A 25,332-nucleotide genomic window follows, 5' to 3' on the forward strand; every position below is an offset into this window, starting at 1 on the left:
ACGTACTGGTCCGGTAAACGTGCCCCGGTCACGCTGCGTTCCCCGAGCGGGAGTTGATCCCCCTGCCTATCACAACGGGTGAAAAACGGCATAGCGGCCACGCGCATTGACACCTTCACCCCAGGGTGGTGGGCTCGACGCCGATCGGCCGGACGGACGGGAATTCAGGGAGCCACGAGGGGAGCAGGGGCGTGCAACTCGGGCGCAGACAACGGACGGCGACAGCTGTCGCCGTCGCCGTGATCGGCGGACTTCTCGGCACGGCACCCGGCGCGACGGCGGCACCCGCCGACCCGGGTTCCCCCGCCGCCAGCACACCCGACGGGGAGGGCGAGGCGGAACTGCCCGCCGTCTGGCCCCGTCCCCAGTCGCTCAAGGCGGCGGGCAACGCCGTCACCCTCGGTGACGAGGTCACCGTCGTCGCGGCCGAGGACACGGATCAGTACGCCCTCGACGCCCTGAGGGACGCGCTGCGCGAGGCCGGGGTCCGTACGGTGCGCACCACCGCCCCGCCCGTCTCCGGCCGCCCTCCCGCCGCGCCGCCGCCGGGCGGCGGCCCGGTCGTTCTCGCGGGCGGCAGCGGCGCCCGGAGCGCCCTCAGGGCCCTGCGGGCACCCGAGCGGACCGATCTCCCCTCCGGCGGCTACCGGATCGCCGTGGGCACCGTCGCGGGCCGCGGGACGATCGCGCTCGACGGGGTCGGCGACGACGGCCTCTTCCACGCCGCCCAGACCCTTCGCCAGCTGATCGGCGGCGCACCGGACCGGGCGACGGTCCCCGGCGTCCTGGTGCGCGACTGGCCGGGCACGGCCGTACGCGGCATGACCGAGGGTTTCTACGGGGAACCCTGGGGCCATCAGGAGCGGCTGGCGCAGCTGGACTTCATGGGGCGGACCAAGCAGAACCGCTACCTCTACGCGCCGGGTGACGACGCCTTCCGCCAGGCGCGCTGGCGCGAGCCCTACCCGGCCGGGCAGCGGGCCGAGTTCCGCGACCTGGCCGAGCGCGCGGGACGCAACCATGTGACGCTCGCATGGGCCGTGGCCCCGGCGCAGGCCATGTGCATGACGTCCCAGGACGACGTCAAGGCGCTCAACCGCAAGGTCGACGCCATGTGGGCGCTGGGTGTGCGCGCCTTCCAGCTCCAGTTCCAGGACGTGAGTTACAGCGAGTGGCACTGCGAGGAGGACCGGGACACCTTCGGTTCGGGTCCCGGCGCCGCCGCGAAGGCGCAGGCGCGCGTCGCGAACGCGGTGGCCGGGCATCTCGCGCGGCGGCACCCGGGCGGCGAGCCGCTGACCGTGATGCCGACGGAGTACTTCCAGGACGGCACCACCGAGTACCGCACGGCGCTCGCCGGTGACCTCGACGGCCGGGTCCAGGTCGCGTGGACGGGTGTCGGGGTCGTGCCGCGCACCATCACCGGAGGTGAACTGGCCGGTGCGCGCGAGGCGTTCAAGCACCCGCTGGTGACGATGGACAACTACCCGGTCAACGACTACGAGCAGGGACGCATCTTCCTCGGCCCCTACACGGGCCGCGAGCCCGCCGTCGCCTCCGGCTCGGCCGCGCTGCTCGCCAACGCGATGGAGCAGCCGTCCGCGGCCCGTATCCCGCTGTTCACGGCCGCCGACTACGCCTGGAACCCGCGCGGTTACCGGCCGCAGGAGTCCTGGCAGGCGGCGATGGACGATCTCGCGGACGGCGATCCCGAGGCGCGCGAGGCGATCGGCGCGCTCGCCGGGAACGAGTCCTCGTCGATCCTGAGTCCGACGGAGTCGGCGTATCTGCGGCCTCTGTTGAAGGAGTTCTGGCGCAGCCGTACGGACGCGGAGGCCGCGAAGGACCCGGCGGCCAGGGACGCGGCGGCGAAGCGCCTGCGGGCGGCCTTCTCCGTGATGCGGGAGACGCCGGAGCGGCTGTCCCGCACGGCCGAGGGCCGGCTGGACGACGAAGTACGGCCGTGGAGCGAGCAGTTGGCGCGCTACGGGCGGGCCGGTGAGCTGTCGGTCGACATGCTCCAGGCGCAGTCGCGCGGTGACGGCGACGCCGCCTGGCAGGCGTCGCTCGCCCTCGAACCGCTGCGGGAGGCGGCCGACCGGAGCACGGTCACCGTCGGCGAGGGCGTGCTCGACCCGTTCCTCGACCGCGCGGCCAAGGAGTCGGCGGCCTGGACGGGCGCCGACCGCTCGGCCGGCCCGGAGGCCCGCGCCAGCCGGAGCACCGACGCGTACACCGTCGGGGTCGGCCGCACCCGCCCCGTCGGCGTGATCACGACCATGACGGAGCCGGGCACGGGCGACGGCGCCTCGGTGGAGGCGCATGTCCCGGGCGAGGGCTGGAAGCGGCTCGGCCCCGTGTCGCAGTCGGGCTGGACGCAGACGGACGCGAAGGGGCTGCGCGCCGACGCCGTACGGATCAGCTGGCCCCGCGTACCGGGTACGACGGCGCCGGCGGTGCGGCGGGTCGTGCCGTGGTACACCGACGAGCCGCGCGTACGGCTCGATCTCGCCCGGAGCGTGACGGACGCCGAGATCGGCGGGAAGACGGAGACGGTCGAGGCGGAGCTGGAGGCGCAGCGCCCCGGCGCGATCAGCGGCCCGCTGACGGCGAAGGCCCCGGACGGCATAGAGATCACGCTGCCGAAGCGGGTGACGGTGCCGCGCGGCGTCCGTACGACCGTCCCGGTCCGGATCACCGTTCCCGAGGGCACCCCCGCGGGGAGCTACCGCGTCCCGCTGTCGTTCGGCGGTGAGGAGCGCACCCTGACCGTGCGGGCCTCGCCGCGTACCGGCGGACCCGACCTCCTGAGGACACCGACGGCGACGGTCTCCTCGTCGGGCGACGAGACGCCCGCGTTCCCGGCCGCCGCGGCGGCCGACGGGGACCCGGCGACGCGCTGGTCGTCACCGGTCGAGGACGGCGCGTGGTGGCAGGTGGAGCTGGCGGAGCCGGCCCGGGTGGGCCGGGTGATCCTGAACTGGCAGGACGCCTACGCGAGCGCCTACCGGATCCAGGTGTCGGCCGACGGGCGTGTGTGGCGTGACGCGGCGCGGGTGGCGGACGGCAGGGGCGGAACCGAATCGGTCCGGATGGACGCGAAGGACACCCGCTTCATCCGGATCCAGGGCGAGCGGCGAGGGACGGAGTTCGGTTACTCGCTGTGGTCGGTGGAGGCGTACGCGGTGACGGAGCCGGCGCCGCCGAAGTGAGCCGGTGCGCCGGTCGAGGTCGGACCGGCGTACAGACCGGCCACCGGGCGGCACCGCACCACGCCCCGGCACGACGGAGGCCCGGACACGACGAAGGCCCGGATCCTAGGCAGAAATGCCGTCGATCCGGGCCACCGCGTCCTCGGCGCCGAAGGGTTGCAGATACGGCATCCAGCGCGGATCCCGGTGTCCGGTCCCGATGATCCGCCAGGCGAGCCCGGACGGCGGCGCGGGCTGGTGCCGCAGTCTCCACCCCAGCTCGCGCAGATGCCGGTCCGCCTTGACGTGGTTGCAGCGGCGGCACGCGGCCACCACGTTGTCCCACACGTGCTTCCCGCCCCGGCTGCGCGGGATGACGTGGTCGACGCTGGTGGCGACGCTGCCGCAGTACATACAGCGCCCGCCGTCCCTGGCGAAGAGCGCACGACGGGTCAGCGGAACGGGCCCCCGGTAGGGGACCCGTACGAACCGTTTGAGCCGTACGACACTGGGTGCGGGCAGCACCTGGGTCTCGCTGTGCAGGAAGGCGCCGGATTCCTCGAGGCAGATGGCCTTGTTCTCCAGAACGAGGACGAGCGCGCGACGGAGCGGTACGACGCCGAGCGGCTCGTACGACGCGTTGAGGACCAGGACATGTGGCACGGTGCCTCCAGTTACGCCGGCGGCGCGTGGCTCGCGCCGGGACGATCTGTCTCAGTCTCTCCTCATGCCTGGTCGAAACGCCACCACGTCTTGGTAACGGGCTCGGAGTGTTTTCGCCCACACGCCCCCCACGACCCCTGACCTGGCGTGTCCCCGCCCCCGCGCCTTCCTGGGACTTCGCCCGGTGCCGGCGGGTGAGGAGTGTCTCTCCCTCCCGCACGGCGACGGCCCACACGCGATGCCCCGTTAGTGTGGTTGGTCCCGCCCGTGTTTCCAGGAGGTTCCCGCCGTGTCCCTGTCCGCCCCGCCGGCCCCGGACCCCTCGTCCGGGCCCGCCACACTCGACGAGGCCGCGGAACGGGCCAACGACGCCGCGGGCTGGGTGGAGCAGAACTGGTCCACCTGGCTGAGTATCGGCCTGCGCATCCTGCTGATCATGGTCATCGCGCTCGTCCTGCGCCATGTCCTGCGGCGCACCATCACCAAGCTGATAGCGCGGATGAACCGCAGCGCCACGGCGGTCGAGGGCACGGCCCTCGGCGGCCTCCTGGTCAACGCGGAACGGCGCCGACAGCGCTCCGAGGCCATCGGCTCCGTGCTCCGGTCGGTGACGTCGTTCACAATCCTGGGCACGGCCGCGCTGATGGCGCTCGGGGCGCTGAACATCAATCTGGCCCCGCTGCTGGCATCGGCGGGGGTCGCCGGTGTGGCCCTGGGCTTCGGCGCGCGCAATCTCGTCACCGACTTCCTCTCCGGCGTCTTCATGATCCTGGAGGACCAGTACGGCGTGGGCGACACCATCGACGCGGGCGTCGCGTCCGGCGAGGTCATCGAGGTCGGGCTGCGGGTGACCAAGCTGCGCGGCGACGACGGCGAGATCTGGTACGTCCGCAACGGCGAGGTGAAGCGGATCGGCAACCTGAGCCAGGGCTGGGCCACGGCCGGTGTCGATGTGACGGTCCGGCCGACCGAGGATCTGGACAAGGTCCGCGACGTCATCACCGCGGTCGCGGAGAAGATGGCGAAGGAGGATCCCTGGGCGGAGCGGCTGTGGGGCCCGGTCGAGATCCTGGGCCTGGACTCCGTCCTGCTCGAATCGATGACGATTCGGGTGACCGCCAAGACGATGCCGGGCAAGGCGCTGGGTGTGGAGCGCGAGCTGCGCTGGCGGATCAAGCAGGCCTTCGACGAGGCCGGCATCCAGATCGTCGGCGGACTGCCCCTGGCGGGCACGGAGGCGGCCACGGCCGACCCGTCGGCCGGTGTGGCCGCGCCGTCGGCGCTGGCGAGCCCCACGTCGCCGCAGTCCCTCGCGGCGTCGCCGATACCGCCGCAGCAGGCCGCCGGCCCCGGCGCCAATCCCAACCTGTCGAAGTAGTCGAACACGCACCCCGCAGGTAACGCTTTGGTTGCCGCGGGGTGCTGCACGTTCTGCGGGTATTGACTGCTCCCTGACGCCCGGCCTACTTTCCTCCCATCAAATAGGAAACTTTCCTAACAGTGTCGCGAACACGACACAGGGAGAGCAGTCGCCGAAGGGCAGGTGCACACGCCGTGAGCGATCCGTCCACGCCGTCCCCGGGCACACCACGCGTCCTGCGTGCGATGAACGACCGTGCCGCGCTCGACCTGCTGCTGGCGCACGGCACCCTCTCCCGTACCCGGATCGGCAAACTGACCGGTCTCTCCAAGCCCACGGCGTCCCAGTTGCTGGCCCGCCTGGAGGCGGCCGGTCTCGTCGTCGCCACCGGCACCACCGAGGGCCGTCCGGGCCCCAACGCCCAGCTGTACGCGGTGAACGCGGGCGCCGCCCACGCCGCCGGGCTCGACGTGAACCCGCAGCGCGTCCTCGCCGCCGTCGCGGACATCACCGGCGCCACCGTCGGCCGGTTCGAACTGCCCACGCCGGGGCGCCGGCCCGGCGACAGCGTCGTGACACGGGTGACCGACGCGCTGGAGGGCGCCGTCAAGGCCGCCGGTCTGGCGCGCGGCGACGTGCACCGCGTCGTGATCGGTACGCCGGGCGCCTTCGACCCGTCCACCGGGCGGCTGCGGTACGCCTCGCACCTGCCCGGCTGGCACTCCCCCACGCTGCTCGACGAACTGGCCGCCGCCCTGCCGATGCCCGTCGAGTACGAGAACGACGTGAACCTCGCGGCGGTCGCCGAACAGCGCCTGGGCGCGGCCCGCGGCAACGACGACTTCGTCCTCCTGTGGAACGAGGAAGGTCTCGGCGCCGCCCTCGTCATCAACGGCCGGCTGCACCGCGGCTTCACCGGCGGCGCCGGCGAGGTCGGCTTCCTGCCGGTGCCGGGCACTCCCCTCGTACGCCAGGTGGTCAAGGCCAACAGCGGCGGCTTCCAGGAACTGGCGGGCGCCCAGTCCGTACCCCGTCTCGCCCGCAGTCTCGGCATCGAGACGCCGGAGCAGCCGTACGCGGACGTCGCCGCCGCCCTCCTTACGAAGGCCGCCGCCGGACACGAGGAGGACCCGCGGCTGGCCGAGCTGCTGCGGCTGTTCGCGCAGCGGCTCGCCACCGGCCTCGCGTCCGTGACCGCGGTGCTCGACCCCGAACTCATCGTCCTCGCGGGCGGGGTGACCGCCGCCGGCGGAGAACCGCTGCGCGCCCTCGTCCAGGCGGAACTCGCCGAACTGGCCGCCTCCAGACCCCGGCTGCTCATCGGCGAGGTACAGCGGGATCCCGTGTTGCGCGGCGCGCTGGAGAGCGCGCTGGCGACCACCCGCGACGAGGTCTTCGACACCTCCCGCTGACCCGCCCCCGGCCTCCGGGCCCCCAGACCCCAAGCCCCCTCACGACCCCACCACATCCCTTTCAGGACCCGACCGACACCGGGAGTTCCGTCATGCCCAGAAACCGCCGTCTGACCGCTTCCGCCGTCGCGGTCGCCGCACTGTCCGTCCTCACCGCCGCGTGTACGGGGCAGTCCGGCGACTCCGCCTCGGACGACCCGAACGCCAAGACCACGATCACCTTCTGGCACGGCTGGAGCGCGCCCTCCGAGGTCAAGGCGATCAAGGAGAACATCGACCGGTTCGAGGACGCCCACCCGAACATCAAGGTCAACGTCGTCGGCAACATCAACGACGACAAGCTCAACCAGGCGCTGCGCGCGGGCGGTTCGAAGGGCCCGGACGTCGTGTCGTCCTTCACCACCTCCAACGTCGGCAAGTTCTGCTCGTCCGGCGCCTTCGCCGATCTTGAGCCCTTCATAAAGAAGGACAAGATCGACCTGGAGAAGACGTTCCCGAAGGTGCTGCTCCAGTACACCGAGTTCGAGGGCGACCGCTGCGCGCTGCCGCTGCTCAGCGACGCGTACGGGCTGTACTACAACAAGGACGCCTTCAAGGAGGCGGGCATCACGGCCCCGCCGAAGACGATGTCCGAGCTGGCCGAGGTCGCCAAGAAGCTCACCAAGCCCAAGGGCGACACCTACGAGCAGGTCGGCATGATGCCGACGTACCACGGCTACGAGACGGTCGTCGACCACTACATGTCGAGCTGGGACCACGCGTACTTCGACAAGGACGGCAAGTCCAACATCGCCAAGGACCCGGCCTTCGCCAAGATGTTCACGTACCAGAAGAAGCTCGTCGAGGACCTGGGCGGCTTCAACAAGCTGGAGAAGTACCGCAGCACCTTCGGTGACGAGTGGGGCGCCAAGCACCCCTTCCACACCGGTCAGGTCGCGATGCAGCTGGACGGCGAGTGGCGGCTCGGCATGGCCGAGGACGCGGGCGTCGACTTCGAGATCGGTGTGGCCCCGATGCCCGTCGCCGACGACGAGGCCGACAGCTACGGCAAGGGCTTCCTCTCCGGCACGATCATGGGCATCGCGCCGCAGAGCAAGAAGCAGAACGCCGCGTGGGAGCTGGTGAAGTACATGACCACCGACACCAAGGCGGTCGTGGAGTTCGCCAACGGCATCAACAACGTGCCCTCCACGCTCGCCGCGCTCAAGTCGCCCGACCTGAAGTTCGACCCGCGCTTCAAGACGTTCCTCGACATCGCGCAGCACCCGAAGTCCAACACCCCCGACGGCGCGATCAACGGCGCGACGTACCAGCAGACGCTCCAGGACTTCGGCTTCCAGTACGAGAAGGGCTCCGTGAAGGACCTCCAGGAGGGCCTGGAGAAGACGGCGAAGCAGATCGACCGCGACATCGAGCAGGCCAAGTAGCAGGCCGAGGAGGTCCGCTGATGTCCAGCAACACGCTGCGTTCGAAGCGGCGCAGGAGCGCCCTTCGGACGGTGGCGTTCATGTCGCCCTGGTTGATCGGGTTCACGGTCTTCTTCGCCTATCCGCTCGTCTCGACCGTGTACTTCTCCTTCATGAAGTACGACGGTTTCAACTCCCCCGTCTGGAACGGGCTCGGGAACTGGTCGTACGTCTTCAGCGACTACCCGATGTTCTGGCCGTCGCTGCGCAACACCCTGTGGCTGGTCCTGGTGATGGTCACCTGCCGGGTCGTGTTCGGTCTCGGCGTCGGCATGCTGATCACCAAGATCAAGACGGGCACCGGGGTCTTCCGGACCCTGTTCTACCTGCCGTACCTGGCGCCGCCCGTCGCGGCCACGCTGGCCTTCGTGTTCCTCCTCAACCCCGGTACGGGGCCGGTCAACACGATCCTCGGCGACCTGGGGCTGCCCACGCCGGGCTGGTTCAACGACGCCTCCTGGTCCAAGCCGGCGCTCACGGCGCTGGCCGTCTGGGGCATCGGCGACCTGATGGTCATCTTCATGGCCGCGCTGCTCGACGTACCGAAGGAGCAGTACGAGGCGGCCGAGCTGGACGGCACGTCGGCGTGGCAGCGCTTCCGCTTCGTGACGCTGCCGAACATCTCGCCGATCGTGCTGTTCGCCGTGGTCACGGGCGTGATCCAGGCGATGCAGTACTACACACAGCCACTGGTCGCCGGCAAGGTCGCCTCCGGCGTGATCGGCGGCTCGGGCCAGCAGTTCGAGCCCGGCTACCCGGACAAGTCGACGCTGACCCTGCCGCAGCTCGTCTACAACCTCGGCTTCCAGCGCTTCGACTACGGCGCCGCCTGCGTCGTCGCGCTCGTCCTGTTCGCCCTGGCCATGGTCTTCACCGCGTTCCTGATGCGGCGTCGCGGCGGACTGATCGGAACGGGTGACTGACCATGTCCCAGCAACTCACTCACGCGCCCGACCGGCCGCTGAAGCAGTCGGACGGACTGACACCGGCGGCGCGTACCGCGCGCCGCAAGGCGGTGCTGCACTGGATCGCCGTGCACTCGCTCGGTGTCGCGGCGGCGCTGTTCTTCGTCCTGCCGTTCGTCTTCCTCTTCCTCACCTCGGTGATGAGCGACCAGCAGGCACTCACCCGCGACCTCACCCCGAACAGCTGGGAGTGGGGCAACTACGCCAAGGTCTTCGACACGCCGGGCTTTCTGACCTGGTGGAAGAACACCCTGCTGTACGCGGGGCTCGGGACCCTGCTGTCGGTGGCCTCCTCGATCCCGGTGGCGTACGCGCTGGCCAAGTTCCGCTTCCGCGGGCGGCAGTTGTCGCTGATGCTGGTCATCTCGATGATGATGCTGCCGCCCCAGGTGATCATCATTCCGATGTATCTCTTCTGGGCGAAGCAGTTCGACCTGTCGGGCACGCTCTGGCCGCTGATCATCCCGATGGCGTTCGGCGACGCGTTCTCCATCTTCCTGCTGAGGCAGTTCCTGCTCACGATCCCCAACGAGTACCTGGACGCGGCCCGCGTCGACGGCTGCGGTGAGTTCCGTACGCTGCTCAGGGTCGTCCTGCCGATGGCGAAGCCGGGCATCGCCGCCGTGGCGCTGTTCCAGTTCTTCTACGCGTGGAACGACTACTTCGGCCCGCAGATCTACGCGTCGGAGAACCCGGCCGCGTGGACGCTCAGTTACGGGCTGGAATCCTTCAAGGGCGCGCACCACACCGACTGGAATCTGACCATGGCCGCGACCGTACTGGTCATGGCCCCCGTGATCCTCGTCTTCTTCTTCGCACAGAAGGCTTTCGTCGAGGGCGTCACACTGACCGGAGTGAAGGGCTAGAAGAACAATGAAGCTCGCAGTAGTGGGTGGCGGGTCCACCTATACACCTGAGTTGATCGACGGCTTCGCCCGGTTGAGGGACACGCTCCCGATCAGTGAACTCGTGCTCGTCGACCCGGCGGCCGACCGTCTGGAGCTGGTGGGCGGTCTCGCCCGGCGGATCTTCGCCAAGCAGGGGCACCCCGGAAAGATCGTCACGACGTCCGACCTGGACGCGGGCGTGGCCGGCGCCGACGCCGTCCTGCTCCAACTGCGCGTCGGCGGACAGGCCGCGCGGCAGCAGGACGAGACATGGCCGCTGGAGTGCGGCTGCGTCGGCCAGGAGACGACGGGCGCGGGCGGTCTCGCCAAGGCGCTGCGTACGGTGCCGGTCGTCCTGGACATCGCCGAGCGGGTACGGCGCGCCAACCCGGACGCGTGGATCATCGACTTCACCAACCCGGTGGGCATCGTGACGCGCGCCCTGCTCCAGGCCGGGCACAAGGCAATCGGGCTGTGCAACGTCGCGATCGGCTTCCAGCGGAAGTTCGCGAAGCTGCTGGACGTCGCCCCGTCGGCCGTCCATCTGGAGCACATCGGGCTGAACCATCTGACCTGGGAGCGGAGCGTACGGCTCGGCGGCCCCGACGGCGAGGACGTGCTGCCGAAGCTGATCGCCGAGCACGGCGACGCGATCGCGGCCGACCTGCGGCTGCCGCGCCGGGTGCTCGACACCCTCGGCGTGGTGCCCTCCTACTACCTGCGCTACTTCTACGCGCACGACGAGGTCGTCCGGGAGCTGGGCACCAAGCCGTCGCGGGCCGCTGAAGTGGCCGAGATGGAGGCGCAGTTGCTCGCCATGTACGGCGACCCGGCGCTGGACGAGAAGCCCGAGCTGCTGGCCAAGCGCGGCGGCGCCTTCTACAGCGAGGCCGCGGTCGATCTCGCCGCGTCGCTGCTGGGCGACGCGGGCAGCGGCGGCAGCCCCATCCAGGTCGTCAACACGTACAACAACGGCACGCTGCCGTTCCTCGCCGACGACGCGGTGATCGAGGTGCAGGCCAGGGTCGACGCCTCGGGGGCGACGCCGCTGGCCGTGCCCGCGGTCGACCCGCTGTTCGCGGGGCTGATCGCCAATGTCACCGCGTACGAGGACCTGGCGCTCCAGGCCGCGCTGCACGGTGGGCGCGACCGCGTCTACAAGGCGCTGCTGTCCCACCCGTTGATCGGTCAGTACGAGTACGCCGAGGGCCTCACCGACCGCCTGATCGCGCACAACCGGGAGCATCTCGCGTGGGCATGAGCCGGACCGGGCCGGCGGCGGGGCGCGGCAGCGTCCTGGCCGTCGACGCCGGGAACAGCAAGACCGATGTGACCGTGATCGGTGCCGACGGGTATGTGCTCGGCGCGGCGCGCGGCGGCGGCTTCCAGCCGCCGGTCATCGGCGTGGAGCCGGCGATCGACCGGCTGGCCGCGATCGTCGCCGACGCGGCGGCCGACGCGGGCCTCCGTACGGAGGGGATCGTCGGGCATGTCTCCGCGTGTCTGGCCAACGCCGATCTTCCGGTGGAGGAGCGGGAGTTGGCGGCGGCGGTGCAGCGGCGCGGCTGGGGCCGTACCACCGAGGTGCGCAACGACACGTTCGCGATACTGCGTGCCGGGCTGCCCGGCGGCGCCGAACCGCGCGGAGTCGCCGTCGTGTGCGGCGCGGGTATCAACTGCGTGGGCATGCTGCCGGACGGCCGTACGGCGCGCTTCCCCGCCATCGGCCGGATCTCCGGCGACTGGGGCGGCGGTTCCGGGCTGTCCGAGGAGGCGCTCTGGTTCGCGGCGCGCGCCGAGGACGGGCGGGGTGAGCCGACGGAGCTGGTGCGTACGGTGCCGGGGCACTTCGGCCTCGGCTCGGTGTACGCGCTGATCGAGGCGCTGCACCTGGGTCATCTCCCGTACGCCCGCAGGCACGAGCTGGCACCGGTCCTCTTCGCCACCAGCGCGGCGGGCGACGCGGTGGCCAGGTCGCTGGTCGACCGGCTCGCCGCCGAGGTGGTGGCGCTGGCCGGGGTGGCGCTGGAGCGGCTGGGACTGCTGGACGAGGAGGTGCCGGTGCTGCTGGGCGGCAGTGTGCTGGCGGCCCGGCATCCGCAACTGGACGACGGGATCCGGGAGTTGCTGGCGGCGCGCGCGCCGAAGGCCGTGGTGGGGGTGGTGGCGGCTCCGCCGGTGCTGGGTGCCGGGCTGCTGGGGCTGGACCACACCGGCGCCGCCGCGGAGGCGCACGCCAGGCTGCGGGCGCACTACGACGCCTGACGCCTGAGGGGGACGCGAGCGCCCGAGCGCCCGAGCGCCCAACGCCGGGCGCGCACCGGGCGCGTAACGTTCCGAGACCCGTGATCGGACCCTTCCGAATGGGAACCGATCACGGGTCCGTGGCGTATTGAATGGGGGGAGCACGGTGGGGGGATCGTGCTCCATCGTCCGGCTTCGTCCGCACAAGGCCGGGCTTCGTCCGCACAAGATCACGTCAAGGCTTGTGTGGATGGCGGTCCCTGCGGCCATACTGCTGGCCGGGACTTGTCCCTCCGTCCGCCGAGGGGCGCGACGCCGTCGTCAGTGACCGAGGGGGAGGTCAAGTGACATACCCGCCGAATGTGCGCACAGCGCCTGTTCCGGCGCCGACGCACGCGCCCGCGCCGTCAGCTCCACCGCCCGTGCCGCCACCCGCGCCGCGTGGCGCGTGGGCCGAGGGGAGGGAGCGCCTGCGCGCCGCGGCGACGACGGAGCCGGGGCGGCTCCAGATCATCGGGGCGCTCCTGGCCCTGCTGGTCGTGGTGTTCGGGGCGGTGACGGCTTTCGAGGTCTCCGACCGGTACTCCTCCGCCGACGACGTCGTCGAACGCAGCCAGCCGCTCAGCGCGGTCGCGGCGAAGATCTACGGCTCGCTGGCCTCCGCCGACACGGCCGCGTCGAGCGGCTTCCTGGCGGGCGCGCAGGAGCCGGCGACGGTGCAGAAGGTGTACCGGGACGACATCAGGACGGCGTCCGAGCTGCTGATCGACGCCGCGACAAGCACGGACAGCTCCAGCGACTCCGGCCGCCAGATCGCCACCATCAACGAGCAACTGCCGCGCTACACCGGCCTGATCGAGCGCGCGCGGGCCAACAACCGGCAGGGACTGCCGCTGGGCGGCGCCTATCTGCGCTACGCCAACCAGTTGATGACGAAGGAGATCCTGCCGGCGGCCGAGAAGCTGTACGCGTCGGAGACGGCCCGGCTCGACCGGGACCACGAGGACGCGCGGGTGTGGCCGTTCCTGGCCCTCGCCGCCGGTGTCGTCGCCCTGGGTGTCCTCGCCTGGGCGCAGCGCCGCAACTACCTTCGGACGAACAGGGTGTTCAACCACGGTCTGCTGGCGGCGACGGCCGCCGCCACCGTGGTGCTGCTGTGGCTGGCGGTGGGCCACACGGTGGCGCGCGTCGAGCTGAACAACGCGAGCGCGGACGGGCAGGCGTCGCTGAAGGTCCTCAACGACGCCCGGATCAGCTCGCTGAAGGCCCGCGCGAGCGAGAATCTGACACTGGTCGCGCGCGGCGCCGTCCTCACCGAGAAGAAGGGCGACGAGCCGCAGAAGGACCAGTACGAGGTGGACCACCAGACCCATATGAAGAACCTCGGCGACGCGCTGGCGAAGGCGAAGAAGCTCGCCGACGACGACGCGGGGCGCCTGCCGGTCGCCAAGGCCCGCGAGGAGGCCACCGAGTGGCAGAAACGGCACAAGTCGGCGAACGACACCGACAAGGCCGGTGAGTACGACGCCGCCGTGGAGAAGGTCATCGCCGAGAAGGACTCGACGGGCGAGACGTTCGGCCTCGTGGACAGCGAGCTGGAGAAGGCGATCACCCACGAGCAGGCGGAGTTCACCGACGCCGCGAAGTCCGGCCGCGGGGCGCTGTTCGGCCTGGCGATCGGGGCCCTGGCGCTGGGTCTGCTGGGTGCGGTCTGCGCCATTCTGGGTATCAACCGCAGGCTTTCGGAGTACCGGTGACAGGGGGAGGAATGAAAGCCGCCACGGACACGGACGACGCGCGCGAGCCGGACGGTTCGCCGGGGACCGACGGCCGGCCGACGGGCCGTCGTACGGGAGTCACCGTCGCCGCCGTCGTCGCGCTGACCGCGACGCTCGCCCTGCTGCCCCTGTCCCGTGCCGACCGGGCCGACGACGGCCGGGAACCGCGGAAGGTCGCCGCCGAAGCCGCGCCCGCCGCCGAGACCGCGGAGTGCGTCGAGCCGGAGCGGAGTCTGCGGCCGTCGTCCCAGCCCGACGAGGGGCCGACCATCGACAAGATCAAGGCGCGCGGTCATCTGATCGTCGGCATCGACCAGAGCAGCTACCGCTGGGGCTACCGCAACCCCGCCACCAAGACCATCCAGGGCTTCGACATCGACCTCGCGCGGGCCATCGCCAAGGACATCCTCGGCTCCCCGGACGACATCGTCTTCCGCGCCATTCCCACCAACCAGCGGGTCGACGCCCTGAACACCACCACGGACAGCGGGGTCGACCTGGTCGTACGGACCATGACGATCAACTGTGCGCGCAGTTTGCAGGTCGCCTTCTCCACCGCCTACTTCCAGGCCGGCCAGCAGGTGCTCGCGCCCAAGGAGGACTCCGACATCACGGGGTACGACGAGTCGCTCTCCGGCAAACGTGTCTGCTCGGCGGACAGTACGACGGCGTACGACGAGTTGGTGAAGAACTCGTTCGGTGCGATCTACAAGGACGAGCACGACGGGACACCTCAGGACGAGGACAAGCTGACGGTGCCGAACCAACTGGACTGCCTGGTGCGGCTCCAGATGGGCGAGGTCGACGCGATCGTCACGGACAACGCGCTCGCGGCCGGCCAGGCCGCCCAGGACCCGGCGATCGAGCTGGTGGGCGAGCCGTTCACCGAGGAGTACTACGGCGTCGCGGCCAAGCTCGGCAACGACGACCTGGTGCGCCGGGTCAACCACGTGCTGGAGGAGTACCGCGCGGGCGGTGCCGACAGCCCCTGGATGAAGTCGTACGAGCAGTGGCTGGAGGCCGGACTGCCCGGCATAAAGGCGCCGCCGGAGGCGAAGTACAAGGACTGAGGAGCGGGTAGCGAGACCGAGGGACGCGAAGACCAGGACCGAGGACCGCGCACCGGTGACGGAGGCGGTCAGGGCAGAGCGGAGAGGTGATCGATGGGCGACGCGGGCTCCTTCCCCGGCTCGACGGGGAAGCCGGCCGGTCCTGCCATGGACCGGGACGAGGCGGATCGTGCCCTCGCGCGCCTCGGCGCCGAGCACGAGGCGATCGAGACGTCCCTGCTCGCCCTCCAGGACCACGCGGGACGGCGGCTGCTCGAAGGGGCCGGCCTCAGCGGAGTCACCAAGGACCGCTGGGCCACCACCGACCGGGCGATCACCCTGCTGTGGAGCTACTTCGACGCCTACTCCGCCGCCCTGCGCGGCGCCCGTGAGGCCCGCGCCCGGCTGCGGTGGCTCAACCAGCAGGATCTGGTGGACCTGACCGAGAAACTGCGGGGCCGCAGCGTCACGGTCGCGGGCTCGGCCAACCCGGCCCCGTCCCTCACGGGACCGGCCAAACTCTCCGAGCAGTTCACCCTCGCCGAACTGGTCGCGCGGATGAACGAGTTGTACGCGCAGTCGCTGGACATGGTCGTGGCGTCGGACTCCGTCTGGTCGGCGCTGCCCGCCCGGATAGACCTCCTCGCCGCCGAGCTGAACCGCACCCGTTCGCTGGCGCACTCCGCCGGGGTACGGCCCGGGGAGCACCCGGCGGGTGACGACCTGGAGGCGATCACCGACGAGCTGACCACGCTGCGCGCCCAGGTGATCTCCGATCCGCTGGCCTTCTGGCAGCCGCTGCACGGCAGTTCGGCGCCCGGCGGCGGCAGGCCCGACACCGAGCGCTACGACCGGGCGGCCCGCGCCCTGGAGGACGTACGCCGGGAGATCGACGCCGTCCTGACGGTCCGTCAGGACTCGGAGGCGCGGCTGCTGCGGCTGCGGGACGTGCTGTCGCGCGCCGACCGTACGCTCACCGAGGCCCGGTCGGCCCGCGGCGAGGTGCTGGCGAAGATCGCCGCCTCCGAGGTGCCCGCGGTGAGCGGCCCGTCGACGGCGCTCCAGGAGCGGCTGTCCACGGCCGCCGAGTACCGCAGGCACGCGCAGTGGCATCGTCTCTCCCCGCTGCTGGAGTCCCTGGAGCGCGAGGCCGAGGACGAACTGCACCGGGCGCGCGAGTCGTTGACGGCCGTCACGGCACCGCTCGCGGTCCGGGCCGAGCTGCGCGGCAGGCTCGACGCGTACAAGGCGAAGGTGGCCCGGCACGGGCTCGCCGAGGACATGGTGCTGACCGAGCGCTACGACGCCGCCCGCCGGATGCTGTGGAGCGCGCCCTGCGATCTGCGCGTCGCCGAGCAGGCGGTGCTGCGCTACCAGCAGGCGGCGGCCGAGGCACTGGCCCAGCGGCAGTCCGGGCCCACCGACCGCGGGGGGACCGCGTGAGCGTCGGCGGAGCACGGGGCGGGGATCCGGGCGAACGGCACGGATCACACGTACGGACAGTGCGGAACGTACTGGACGGCTTGAGCGAACGGGGGGACCGATGAGCGGGACGAGGAAATGCCAGCGCCCCGGTTGCGAGGGGTCGTACGAGGACATGGGCGGCGGTGAGCTGTACTGCGACACCTGCGGTCTGGCCCCGGTCGTCTCGCCGACCGGCATGGTGTCGTCCCCGCCCACCGGGATCACCGGTGGCGGCAGGGACAGCAAGGCCAGCGGCAAGGGCAGCGGCCGAGGCAGCGGTTCGGCGCGCAGCGGCTCGTCCCGCGCGTCGTCGCGGGCCTCCTCGCGGTCGTCGACGTCACGGCGTTCGGTCTCGGGGCGGCTGTCGCGTTCGCTGTCCGGCCGGCTCTCCAACCGGTCGGTGTCGGTGCGCAGTTCCGGCGCCGCCACCGGCACGTCGGGGCGCAACCGGCTGGGCGCGGGCCTCGTCTCCGTACCGGACGTGCCGAGGCCCGATCCGCGGTCGGCCGTGATGACGAGCGCCGAGGTCCCGGAGCGCAAGCGGTACTGCTCGCGTTCCGACTGCGGGGCGCCGGTGGGCCGTTCGCGCGGTGAGCGGCCGGGGCGTACGGAGGGGTTCTGCACCAAGTGCGGCCACCCGTACTCGTTCATGCCGAAGCTGCGCGAGGGCGACATCGTCCACGGGCAGTACGAGGTCGCGGGCTGTCTGGCGCACGGCGGTCTGGGCTGGATCTATCTCGCCGTCGACCGCGCGGTCTCCGACCGCTGGGTGGTCCTCAAGGGCCTGCTCGACACGGGTGACCAGGACGCCATGGAGGCGGCGATCTCCGAGCGGCGCTTCCTCGCCGAGATCGAGCACTCCAACATCGTCCGCATCTACAACTTCGTGGAACATCTCGACCAGCGGACCGGCTCCATGGACGGCTACATCGTCATGGAGTACGTGGGCGGCAAGGCGCTCAAGGAGATCGCCAACGAGCGGCGCGGCCCCGACGGCAAGCGCGACCCGCTGCCGGTCGAGCAGGCGTGCGCGTACGGCATCGAGGCGCTGGAGGCCCTCGGGCATCTGCACAGCCGCAATCTGCTCTACTGCGACTTCAAGGTCGACAACGCGATCCAGTCCGAGGACCAGCTCAAGCTCATCGACATGGGCGCGGTCCGCAGGATGGACGACGACGAGTCGGCGATCTACGGCACCGTCGGCTACCAGGCACCGGAGGTCGCCGAGGTCGGTCCGTCGGTGGCCTCCGACCTGTACACGGTGGCGCGCACGCTGGCGGTGCTGACGTTCGACTTCCAGGGCTACACGAACGTGTTCGTGGACTCGCTGCCCGACCCGGACAACATCGACGTGTTCCGGACGTACGAGTCGTTCTACCGGCTGCTGGTGCGTGCGACGGATCCCGACCCGGCGCGGCGGTTCGCCTCGGCGCAGGAGATGGCCGAGCAGCTGACGGGTGTGCTGCGCGAGGTCGTGGCGCTCCAGACGGGCCGGCCGCGGCCGGCCCTGTCGACGCTGTTCGGCACGGAACTGCGCGTCACGGACACCCAGTTGTTCGCCGACACCGGGCAGGACGTGTCACGGCTGGGGCTGCGCCCCGAGCCGGAGCGGACAGGGCTGTTCGGTCGCCGCGACAAGGCCGCGGGGAGCGTGAACGACGCCTCGAACCGTCCCTCCGACGGGGCCGTGATCGGCACCGTCGGCGCGGCCGCGCTGCCCCCGGGCGGCGGCCACCACCCGGGTACGGGCGTGCCGGCGCCGCTGCCCGGCCACCCGGCGATCCAGCCGCCCCCGCCGCCCTTCGGGGCACCCCCTGGGCTCCCGCCCGGCGCCCCGCAGGGCGGCGTCCCGGCGCCTCGGACCGGACCGGGCGCGGCACCCGGCGCGGGACCCGGCGCGGGACCCGGCGTAGGCCCCGGCGTAGGCCCCGGAGCCGGACCGAACGGTGGCGGACCGGGTGGCTCCGTCCCCGCCGTCCTGGCAGCCGAAGCCCTGGAGACCGGCGCCCCGCTCGCGCGTATCGACTCGCGCGCCACCGCGCTGGCGCTGCCGGTGCCACGGGTCGACGCGAACGACCCCAACGCCGGCTTCCTGGCCGGTCTGATGGCGTCCGCCCCCGCCGAGCTGATCTCCGCGCTCGCGGCGGCGCCCGCCGACTCCCTGGAGCGCCGGCTGCGCGAGCTGCGCGCCCGGCTGGAGATGGGTGAACTGGTCACGGCCTCCGGGGCGTTGAGCGAGCTGGAAGCGCGCCACGCCGACGACTGGCGGGTCGTCTGGTACCGGGGCGTCGCCTCACTCGTGGCGGGTGAGAACGAGATCGCCGCGCTCTCCTTCGACGCGATCTACGACGCCTTCCCGGGCGAGGCCGCGCCGAAGCTGGCGCTCGGAGTCTGCGCCGAGTTGCTCGGCCAGCTCGACAACGCGGCCGAGTACTACCGCCTCGTATGGATGACGGACCCGAGCTATGTCAGCGCCGCCTTCGGCCTCGCCCGGGTGCAGAACGCGGCGGGCGACCGGACCGGAGCCGTACGGACCCTGGAGTCGGTCCCCGAGGCGTCGATCCACTACACGGCGGCCAGGATCGCGGCCGTACGGTCCCGGCTGCGCCGCCGTGACCTGCGCGAGCTGTCGCCGCTCGCCCCGCAGGGAGCCACGGCGGACACACCGCTGATCGACGATCTGAGAGCGGCGGCCGACCAGGTTTCGCGCCTGGGCCAGTTCGGTCTGGACTCGATGCGTCGCGAGCAGTTGTCGACGGAGGTTCTGGGCACGGCTCTGGACTGGGTACTCTCCGGTGGTCCAGGGAATCGGCCCGGACAGACCTCGCTGCTCGGCAGCGAACTGAACGAGCGCGGTCTGCGCTTGGGACTGGAACGCTCGTACCGGGTGCTTGCCCGGCTCGCTCAACGTGGCGAGGAGAGGATCGACCTGGTGGAGCGGGCCAACCGCTTCCGCCCCCGGACGTGGGTGTGATTGATGTCGCAGATGCACGAGCCGACGGCCCTTTCGAGGTGTCCCAGTTGCGAGGAGCCGCTGGAGTCGGGCGACCTGTTCTGTGGTGCGTGCGGGTACGACCTGTCGGCCGTACCGCCGCCTCCGGACGACCACCCCACGATCGTCATGAACGGCGCACCGGGGGCGGGTCCTTCGGGCGCCGTCGACTGGCCGTCCGCCGCCCAGACGGACAGCACGGCCACGCCCGCGCCGGTGCATGTGCCCGGCGAGCTGCCGGGAATCGACTCGACCGGGGTGCCGCTGTCCGGGCACACCGGGGCAGGGCGTCCGACGGCGGGCCACCCGGCGGCGGGGCACCGGCCCGCGCCGTCGGCCGTGCCCACCGTCGCACCGCCTGCCGCACCGCCCCTCGCGCCACCTGCCGCACCGCCCGTCGCGCCGATCCCCGCGGGTGACTTCGAACTGCCCGCGCCCGCACCGGCGGCGGCCGGGGCTCCGCTGTCGGTGCCCCATGTGACCGACCTCCCGGCCGACCCCGCCGACCCGCGTACGGCGGCGCCCGCCGCCCCGGCGGGCACGAAGCTCTGCGTGGCCTGCCGCGCGGGCCATGTCGACACCGACGGCTACTGCGAGAACTGCGGTCACGCCCAGCCGCGCGAACGCGACCACGTGGAGCAGGAGTTGGACGCCGTGGCGGCGGTCAGCGACCGCGGGCTGCGCCACCACCGCAACGAGGACGCGTTCGCCGTGTCGTCGGCCGCCCTGCCGGACGGTTCGCCGGCCGTCATCGCGATCGTCTGCGACGGCGTGTCGTCGGCGACCCGCCCCGACGAGGCGTCGGCAGCCGCTTCGGCGGCCGCCAACGAGGTGCTGCTGACGGCCCTGCCGCGCGGCACGCACCCGCAGCAGGCGATGCACGAGGCGATCGTGGCCGCAGCCGAGGCCGTCAACGTCCTTGCCGACCGGCCGGGCCGGGCCGGCGAGGAGGCTGCGCACCGCGCGCAGAACGCGCCCGCGTGCACGATCGTCGGCGCGGTCGTGGCGAGCGGGCTGCTGGTCATCGGCTGGGTCGGCGACAGCCGCGCCTACTGGGTGCCCGACGACCGCACGGGACCACCGGCCCGGCTCACCGAGGACGACTCCTGGGCCGCCCAGATGGTCGCCGCGGGCCTGATGAACGAGGCGGAGGCGTACGCGGACGAACGCGCCCACGCCATCACCGGCTGGCTCGGCGCCGACGCCTACGAACTCGAACCGCACACGGCGTCCTTCAAACCGGACCGCCCCGGTGTGGTGGTGGTCTGCACGGACGGCCTGTGGAACTACGCGGAGAGCCCCCAGGAAATGGCAAGGGCCCTTCCGCCGGACGCCGCCGGACGGCCGCTGCGCAGCGCCCAGGTACTGGTCGGCCACGCGCTCGACGGTGGGGGCCACGACAACGTAACAGTGGCCCTGCTGCCGTTCGCCGTGCCGCAGCAAGGGGCAGGATCCGCCTACAAACCGGCCTGAGCACCCCACTGCCCGGACCCCCGGCCGGACCCCCGGCCCGGACCGGTGCCCGGTCCAACCCCGGGAGCACACCGGCCCGTTGTCCCGCCGATCTCTCAAGTCTTCTGTTTTTTGCCAGTGGAGCGTCAAGGAGCCGATACAGATGGCGAACTTCTCCAAGTCGACCGTGCCGCAGTTCTCCGTCGAGGTGTACCAGAACGAGTACCTGCCGGAGGGCGGGCGCGAGGTCAACGCGATCGTGACGGTCACGTCCACCGGGGGCGGTACGACCGGCCGGGTGCCGCTCGCGGCAGCGTCCGCCACGCCCGCCGCGCTGCCGGGCCAGGGCCCGAACGCGGCCGTGGTGATCATGGTCGACTGCTCGGGGTCGATGGACTACCCGCCGACGAAGATGCGCAACGCGCGCGATGCCACGTCCGCCGCCATCGACACGCTGCGCGACGGTGTCGCCTTCGCCGTGGTGGCCGGTACGCATGTGGCCAAGGAGGTCTATCCGGGCAACGGCGGGCTCGCGGTCGCCGACACCGCCACCCGCGCGGAGGCCAAGAACGCCCTGCGCAAACTGAGCGCCGGCGGCGGTACGGCCATCGGCACCTGGCTGCGCCTCACGGACCGGCTGCTGTCCTCGGCCGACGTGTCGATCAGGCACGGCATCCTGCTCACCGACGGCCGTAACGAGCACGAGACCCCGGAGGATCTGCGGGCCTCGCTCGACGCCTGCGCGGGCCGCTTCACCTGCGACGCCCGCGGTGTCGGCACGGACTGGGTGGTGAAAGAAGTCACAGGCATCGCCTCGGCGATGCTCGGCACGTCGGACATCGTCGCCGATCCCGCGGGCCTGGCCGCCGACTTCACCGAGATGATGGAGAACGCGATGGGCAAGGAGGTCGCGGACGTCGCCCTGCGGCTCTGGACGCCCGTCGGTGTGGAGATCAAGTTCGTCAAGCAGGTGGCGCCGACGGTCGAGGAGCTGACCGAGCGGCGTACGGAGGCCAACACCCGTGCCGGGGACTATCCGACCGGCTCCTGGGGCGACGAGTCCCGTGACTACCACGTATGTGTCCAGGTCCCGGAGGCGGGCGTCGGCCAGGAGATGCTGGCGGCCCGGGTCTCGCTGATCCTCCCCGCCGCCGACGGCACGTCGCAGGTGCTGTCCCAAGGGCTGGTACGGGCGGTGTGGACCGACGACATGGTGGCGTCGACCTCCATCAATCCGCAGGTCGCGCACTACACGGGCCAGGCCGAACTGGCCCAGGTGATCCAACAGGGCCTGGAGGCCCGTAAGTCGGGGGACTTCGACGGCGCGACCGCCAAACTGGGCCGCGCGGTACAGCTCGCGTCGGACTCCGGGAACGCGGATACGGCGAAACTGCTTTCGAAGGTGGTGGACGTGGTCGACGCGGCGACAGGTACTGTGCGACTGAAAGCAAAGGTCGCGGACGCGGACGAGATGACACTGGAAACTCGCTCGACCAAGACCGTTCGCGTCAAGAAATAGCGAACAGCAGCAAGAAGCGATCAGCAGCGGCCTTCGGGCCGGACGAGGAGAGGGGGAAGCGCCGACATGCCGACTTGCCCGAACGGACACCAGTCGGGTTCCGACGACTGGTGCGAGGTCTGTGGCCATCGCATGGCCGGAGCCGGCGCTCCCGCCGGTTCGGTGCCGCCGCCTCCCCCACCACCGCCCGCGCCCGGTTACGGCTATCCGCAGGATCCGAACGCGACGGCGCAGGCCGAGCTGTGCCCGCAGTGCCGCACTCCGCGTGAGGGCAACGCCCTGTTCTGCGAGGAGTGCCGGTGGAACTTCCTCACGAACACGGCGACCTCGTACACGCCGCTGGCTCCGCAGCACCAGCAGCCCGGTGGACCGGGCGGGCCGGGTGGCCCCGGTGGACCGCCGCCGCCCGGACTGAACCTGCCGCCGGGCTTCCAGGCCCAGCAGTCGCCGCCCCGGCCGCCGGATCCGTACGACTACCAGGGCTCGCGCCCCTCCCAGCTGAACCGGCCCGCCGAACCGCTGTCCCCGGACCAGCAGGGTCAGCCGGGCGGGTTCGGCCCGCAGGGCGGACCTCCCGGGCCGCCCGGCCACCCCGGTCCTCCGGGACCGCCCGGACCGCACAGCCAGCAGGGGCCGCCGCCGCCCCCGCCGTACCAGCAGCAGGGTCCGCCGTCGCCGCCCTCGTTCCAGCAGTCGGGGCCGCCGGCCCCGCCGCAGCAGACCGGCGACGACTGGGTGCTGCCGCCGCCCTCGCACGCGCAGCCGCCCCCGCCCCCGCAGCAGTTCCAGCAGGGTCCGCCGCCGCAGCAGCACCAGCAGCCACAGCACCAGCAGCCGCCGCACCAGTACCAGCCGCCCGGCAACTGGACCGCGGTCGTCGCACCGGACCGTGACTACTTCATGGCGATGATGCAGCGCAGCGGCCCCGAGGCGACGGGCCTCAACCTGCCCGCGTACTCACCGGAACAGCACCTTCCGATGACCGGGAACCAGATCACCATCGGCCGCAGGCGCCACTCCACCGGCGAGTCTCCCGATGTCGACCTGTCCGTCCCGCCGGAGGACCCGGGCGTCTCGCACCAGCACGCCGTCCTGGTCCAGCAGCCCGACGGCAGCTGGGCGGTGGTCGATCAGAACTCCACCAACGGCACGACGCTGAACGGCGCCGAGGACCCGATCCAGCCGTACGTCCCCGTCCCGCTCAAGGACGGTGACCGCGTGCACGTCGGTGCCTGGACGACGATCACGATCCGCCGGGGCTGACAGAACGAGGGATCACGATCCGCCGGGGCCGAGCGACCAGACGTACGGCCCCGAGGGATCGTCCAGCCAGGCCCACTGCCGGTCCTGGCCGACCGTGATACCGAACCTCTCCCGCTGCGGGCGCCCCTCGCGCTCCCAGAGGGAGAGGGCCTCGTGCGGGTCCAGGCTGCCCGCCGTCAGCGAGAGCATGAAGCGGAACAGATCGTTCTCCAGCGCCCGTCGGGGCAGCCCGCCGATCCGCTGGAGGACAGGCAGTCCGGGCTCCACCACACCGCCGCGCAGCGGGACGAAGAAGGCCGACGTGTGCAGGAAGTGCCCTTCCGCGTAACGGCCGTGAGGGTCCTCGCCGACATCGAGCGCGATCAGCCCGGTCGCCAGCGGCGCCAGGATCCGCGCCCCGTCCGCGCACTGCGCCAGCCAGCCGGACGGCACCGCGGGCAGCGTGCAGGTCGCGATGATCCGGTCGAACGGCGCCCGTCGCAGACAGCCGATCGCGCCGTCGCCCGTGACGACCGCGGGCCGGTAGCCGGCGGCCGCGAGGTGCCTGCGGGCGGACTCCGTGATCTCCGGATCCAGATCGACGGTCGTCACGCGCGCGTCGCCCAGCCGGTGCGAGAGCAGCCCCGCGTTGTAGCCGGTGCCCGCGCCGATCTCCAGGACGGTGTGCCCGTCGCGTACGTCCAGCTCCGCGAGCATCCGGGCCATCAAGGAGGGCTGGCTGCTGGAGGAGATCAGTTCACCGTCCCGTACGCGGGTGGCCAGCGCCCCGTCCGCGTACGCGCCGCGCAGCCAGCGCAGCCGTCTGGCCGGGTCCGGGTCGTCGCACCACAGCCGGTCGTGGCCGCCGGGTCTGCTGACGAAGTAGTACGGGACGAACAGATGGCGCGGCACCTCCTCGAACGCCGCCCGCCAGGCCGGGTCGTCCAGCGCCCCGTCGTCCGCCATGCCCCGCACCATGGCGGCGCGCGCCTCGGCGGCGACGCCGGCTTCGTCGTCGCCCGGCCCGTACGCCTCGCGCTGCTCGCGGTGAACGCCCATGACTCCACTGTCCTGTGTCGCGGGCGCAGAAGCGAGCAGTCCAGGGCAGTCCGGGGCCCTGCCCGTCGGGCAGGTCCTAGACCTCAGGTACTCGGCCAGGGCGTCTGAGACCATGGAGGGGTGAACGAGATTCCGCGCGGCACGCTTTCGGAGCAGACCTTCTACGAGCAGGTCGGCGGCGAGGAGACCTTCCGGCGCCTGGTGCACCGGTTCTACCAGGGGGTCGCCGAGGATCCGCTGCTCCGGCCGATGTATCCGGAGGAGGATCTGGGTCCGGCCGAGGAGCGGTTCACGCTGTTCCTGATCCAGTACTGGGGCGGTCCGCGCACCTACAGCGACAACCGGGGCCATCCCCGGCTGCGGATGCGCCACGCGCCGTTCACCGTCGACCGGGCCGCGCACGACGCGTGGCTGCGGCACATGCGGGTGGCGATCGACGAGCTGGGGCTCTCCGAGGAGCACGAGGCGCAGCTCTGGAACTACATGACGTACGCCGCCGCGTCGATGGTGAACAGCTGAGTCACGGCTGAGCCTTCGCGCGCGGGCCGCGAGCCGCAGACCGCGCGCCGGGCATTCCACGCCCCGGAAT

18 protein-coding genes are annotated in these 25,332 nt (G+C 71.7%); 16 read left to right on the forward strand and 2 right to left on the reverse strand.

The features are described 5' to 3' along the window. Positions 1 to 191 precede the first annotated feature (191 nt). Positions 192 to 3,212, forward strand: coding sequence for a beta-N-acetylglucosaminidase domain-containing protein (locus tag ACFT9I_RS15340; protein ID WP_382564393.1), 3,021 nt, complete (start codon positions 192 to 194; stop codon positions 3,210 to 3,212). Positions 3,213 to 3,317: 105 nt separating this feature from the next. Here ACFT9I_RS15340 and ACFT9I_RS15345 read toward each other — a convergent pair whose 3' ends face one another. After that, positions 3,318 to 3,854, reverse strand: a complete 537-nt coding sequence (locus ACFT9I_RS15345; RefSeq protein WP_382564395.1) for an HNH endonuclease — start codon at positions 3,852 to 3,854, stop codon at positions 3,318 to 3,320. A 289-nt stretch (positions 3,855 to 4,143) separates the two neighbouring features. On the opposite strand from ACFT9I_RS15345, the gene ACFT9I_RS15350 reads away from it, so the two are divergent. The 14 genes from ACFT9I_RS15350 to ACFT9I_RS15415 all read left to right on the forward strand — a co-directional run bounded on the left by ACFT9I_RS15350 (position 4,144) and on the right by ACFT9I_RS15415 (position 23,705). Then, positions 4,144 to 5,232 (forward strand): mechanosensitive ion channel family protein, encoded by a 1,089-nt coding sequence (locus ACFT9I_RS15350; RefSeq protein ID WP_382564396.1) that lies wholly within the window; start codon positions 4,144 to 4,146, stop codon positions 5,230 to 5,232. 227 nt (positions 5,233 to 5,459) lie between these two features. After that, positions 5,460 to 6,626: an ROK family protein gene (locus ACFT9I_RS15355; protein ID WP_382564525.1), complete on the forward strand. Its 1,167-nt coding sequence runs from the start codon at positions 5,460 to 5,462 to the stop codon at positions 6,624 to 6,626. Positions 6,627 to 6,718: 92 nt separating this feature from the next. Beyond that, positions 6,719 to 8,053, forward strand: a complete 1,335-nt coding sequence (locus ACFT9I_RS15360; RefSeq protein ID WP_382564397.1) for an ABC transporter substrate-binding protein — start codon at positions 6,719 to 6,721, stop codon at positions 8,051 to 8,053. Between the two features lie 20 nt (positions 8,054 to 8,073). After that, positions 8,074 to 9,015 (forward strand): carbohydrate ABC transporter permease, encoded by a 942-nt coding sequence (locus tag ACFT9I_RS15365; protein ID WP_382564399.1) that lies wholly within the window; start codon positions 8,074 to 8,076, stop codon positions 9,013 to 9,015. Positions 9,016 to 9,017: 2 nt separating this feature from the next. Further along, entirely contained in the window at positions 9,018 to 9,923 is a 906-nt protein-coding gene (locus ACFT9I_RS15370; protein ID WP_382564400.1) for a carbohydrate ABC transporter permease, read from the forward strand. A gap of 7 nt (positions 9,924 to 9,930) precedes the next feature. Beyond that, positions 9,931 to 11,205, forward strand: a complete 1,275-nt coding sequence (locus ACFT9I_RS15375) for a 6-phospho-beta-glucosidase (RefSeq protein ID WP_382564401.1) — start codon at positions 9,931 to 9,933, stop codon at positions 11,203 to 11,205. Next, a complete protein-coding gene (locus tag ACFT9I_RS15380; protein ID WP_382564403.1) occupies positions 11,202 to 12,209 on the forward strand; it encodes an N-acetylglucosamine kinase in 1,008 nt (335 codons plus the stop codon). The genes ACFT9I_RS15375 and ACFT9I_RS15380 overlap by 4 nt, the downstream gene beginning before the upstream one ends. Before the next feature lie 323 nt (positions 12,210 to 12,532). Continuing rightward, complete coding sequence (locus tag ACFT9I_RS15385) at positions 12,533 to 13,945, forward strand: hypothetical protein (RefSeq protein WP_382564405.1); 1,413 nt, start codon at positions 12,533 to 12,535, stop codon at positions 13,943 to 13,945. A gap of 11 nt (positions 13,946 to 13,956) precedes the next feature. After that, a complete protein-coding gene (locus tag ACFT9I_RS15390) occupies positions 13,957 to 15,036 on the forward strand; it encodes a glutamate ABC transporter substrate-binding protein (protein ID WP_382564407.1) in 1,080 nt (359 codons plus the stop codon). Between the two features lie 93 nt (positions 15,037 to 15,129). Beyond that, the gene (locus ACFT9I_RS15395) at positions 15,130 to 16,458 is read left to right on the forward strand and encodes a hypothetical protein (RefSeq protein ID WP_382564409.1); all 1,329 of its coding nucleotides are present in this window, start codon (positions 15,130 to 15,132) and stop codon (positions 16,456 to 16,458) included. A 100-nt stretch (positions 16,459 to 16,558) separates the two neighbouring features. Next, a complete protein-coding gene (locus tag ACFT9I_RS15400; RefSeq protein WP_382564411.1) occupies positions 16,559 to 19,453 on the forward strand; it encodes a tetratricopeptide repeat protein in 2,895 nt (964 codons plus the stop codon). Between the two features lie 3 nt (positions 19,454 to 19,456). Further along, complete coding sequence (locus ACFT9I_RS15405) at positions 19,457 to 20,944, forward strand: PP2C family serine/threonine-protein phosphatase (protein WP_382564412.1); 1,488 nt, start codon at positions 19,457 to 19,459, stop codon at positions 20,942 to 20,944. A gap of 142 nt (positions 20,945 to 21,086) precedes the next feature. Next, positions 21,087 to 22,442, forward strand: coding sequence for a VWA domain-containing protein (locus tag ACFT9I_RS15410; protein ID WP_382564414.1), 1,356 nt, complete (start codon positions 21,087 to 21,089; stop codon positions 22,440 to 22,442). A 66-nt stretch (positions 22,443 to 22,508) separates the two neighbouring features. Then, entirely contained in the window at positions 22,509 to 23,705 is a 1,197-nt protein-coding gene (locus tag ACFT9I_RS15415; protein ID WP_382564415.1) for an FHA domain-containing protein, read from the forward strand. A gap of 12 nt (positions 23,706 to 23,717) precedes the next feature. Here ACFT9I_RS15415 and ACFT9I_RS15420 read toward each other — a convergent pair whose 3' ends face one another. Beyond that, positions 23,718 to 24,743 (reverse strand): methyltransferase domain-containing protein, encoded by a 1,026-nt coding sequence (locus tag ACFT9I_RS15420; RefSeq protein ID WP_382564416.1) that lies wholly within the window; start codon positions 24,741 to 24,743, stop codon positions 23,718 to 23,720. Positions 24,744 to 24,863: 120 nt separating this feature from the next. On the opposite strand from ACFT9I_RS15420, the gene ACFT9I_RS15425 reads away from it, so the two are divergent. Beyond that, the gene (locus ACFT9I_RS15425; RefSeq protein ID WP_382564418.1) at positions 24,864 to 25,262 is read left to right on the forward strand and encodes a globin; all 399 of its coding nucleotides are present in this window, start codon (positions 24,864 to 24,866) and stop codon (positions 25,260 to 25,262) included. Positions 25,263 to 25,332 lie beyond the last annotated feature (70 nt).

Origin of the sequence: Streptomyces sp. NPDC057137 (assembly GCF_042670825.1) — a bacterium.
GTDB lineage: Bacteria > Actinomycetota > Actinomycetes > Streptomycetales > Streptomycetaceae > Streptomyces.

Coding starts and splice junctions, on each gene's coding strand:
- ACFT9I_RS15355 (WP_382564525.1), top strand. CDS start 5,460: ATGAACGACCGTGCCGCGCTCGACCTGCTGCTGGCGCACGGCACCCTC.
- ACFT9I_RS15360 (WP_382564397.1), top strand. CDS start 6,719: ATGCCCAGAAACCGCCGTCTGACCGCTTCCGCCGTCGCGGTCGCCGCA.
- ACFT9I_RS15365 (WP_382564399.1), top strand. CDS start 8,074: ATGTCCAGCAACACGCTGCGTTCGAAGCGGCGCAGGAGCGCCCTTCGG.
- ACFT9I_RS15370 (WP_382564400.1), top strand. CDS start 9,018: ATGTCCCAGCAACTCACTCACGCGCCCGACCGGCCGCTGAAGCAGTCG.
- ACFT9I_RS15375 (WP_382564401.1), top strand. CDS start 9,931: ATGAAGCTCGCAGTAGTGGGTGGCGGGTCCACCTATACACCTGAGTTG.
- ACFT9I_RS15380 (WP_382564403.1), top strand. CDS start 11,202: ATGAGCCGGACCGGGCCGGCGGCGGGGCGCGGCAGCGTCCTGGCCGTC.
- ACFT9I_RS15390 (WP_382564407.1), top strand. CDS start 13,957: ATGAAAGCCGCCACGGACACGGACGACGCGCGCGAGCCGGACGGTTCG.
- ACFT9I_RS15395 (WP_382564409.1), top strand. CDS start 15,130: ATGGGCGACGCGGGCTCCTTCCCCGGCTCGACGGGGAAGCCGGCCGGT.
- ACFT9I_RS15400 (WP_382564411.1), top strand. CDS start 16,559: ATGAGCGGGACGAGGAAATGCCAGCGCCCCGGTTGCGAGGGGTCGTAC.
- ACFT9I_RS15405 (WP_382564412.1), top strand. CDS start 19,457: ATGTCGCAGATGCACGAGCCGACGGCCCTTTCGAGGTGTCCCAGTTGC.
- ACFT9I_RS15410 (WP_382564414.1), top strand. CDS start 21,087: ATGGCGAACTTCTCCAAGTCGACCGTGCCGCAGTTCTCCGTCGAGGTG.
- ACFT9I_RS15415 (WP_382564415.1), top strand. CDS start 22,509: ATGCCGACTTGCCCGAACGGACACCAGTCGGGTTCCGACGACTGGTGC.
- ACFT9I_RS15420 (WP_382564416.1), bottom strand. CDS start 24,743: ATGGGCGTTCACCGCGAGCAGCGCGAGGCGTACGGGCCGGGCGACGAC.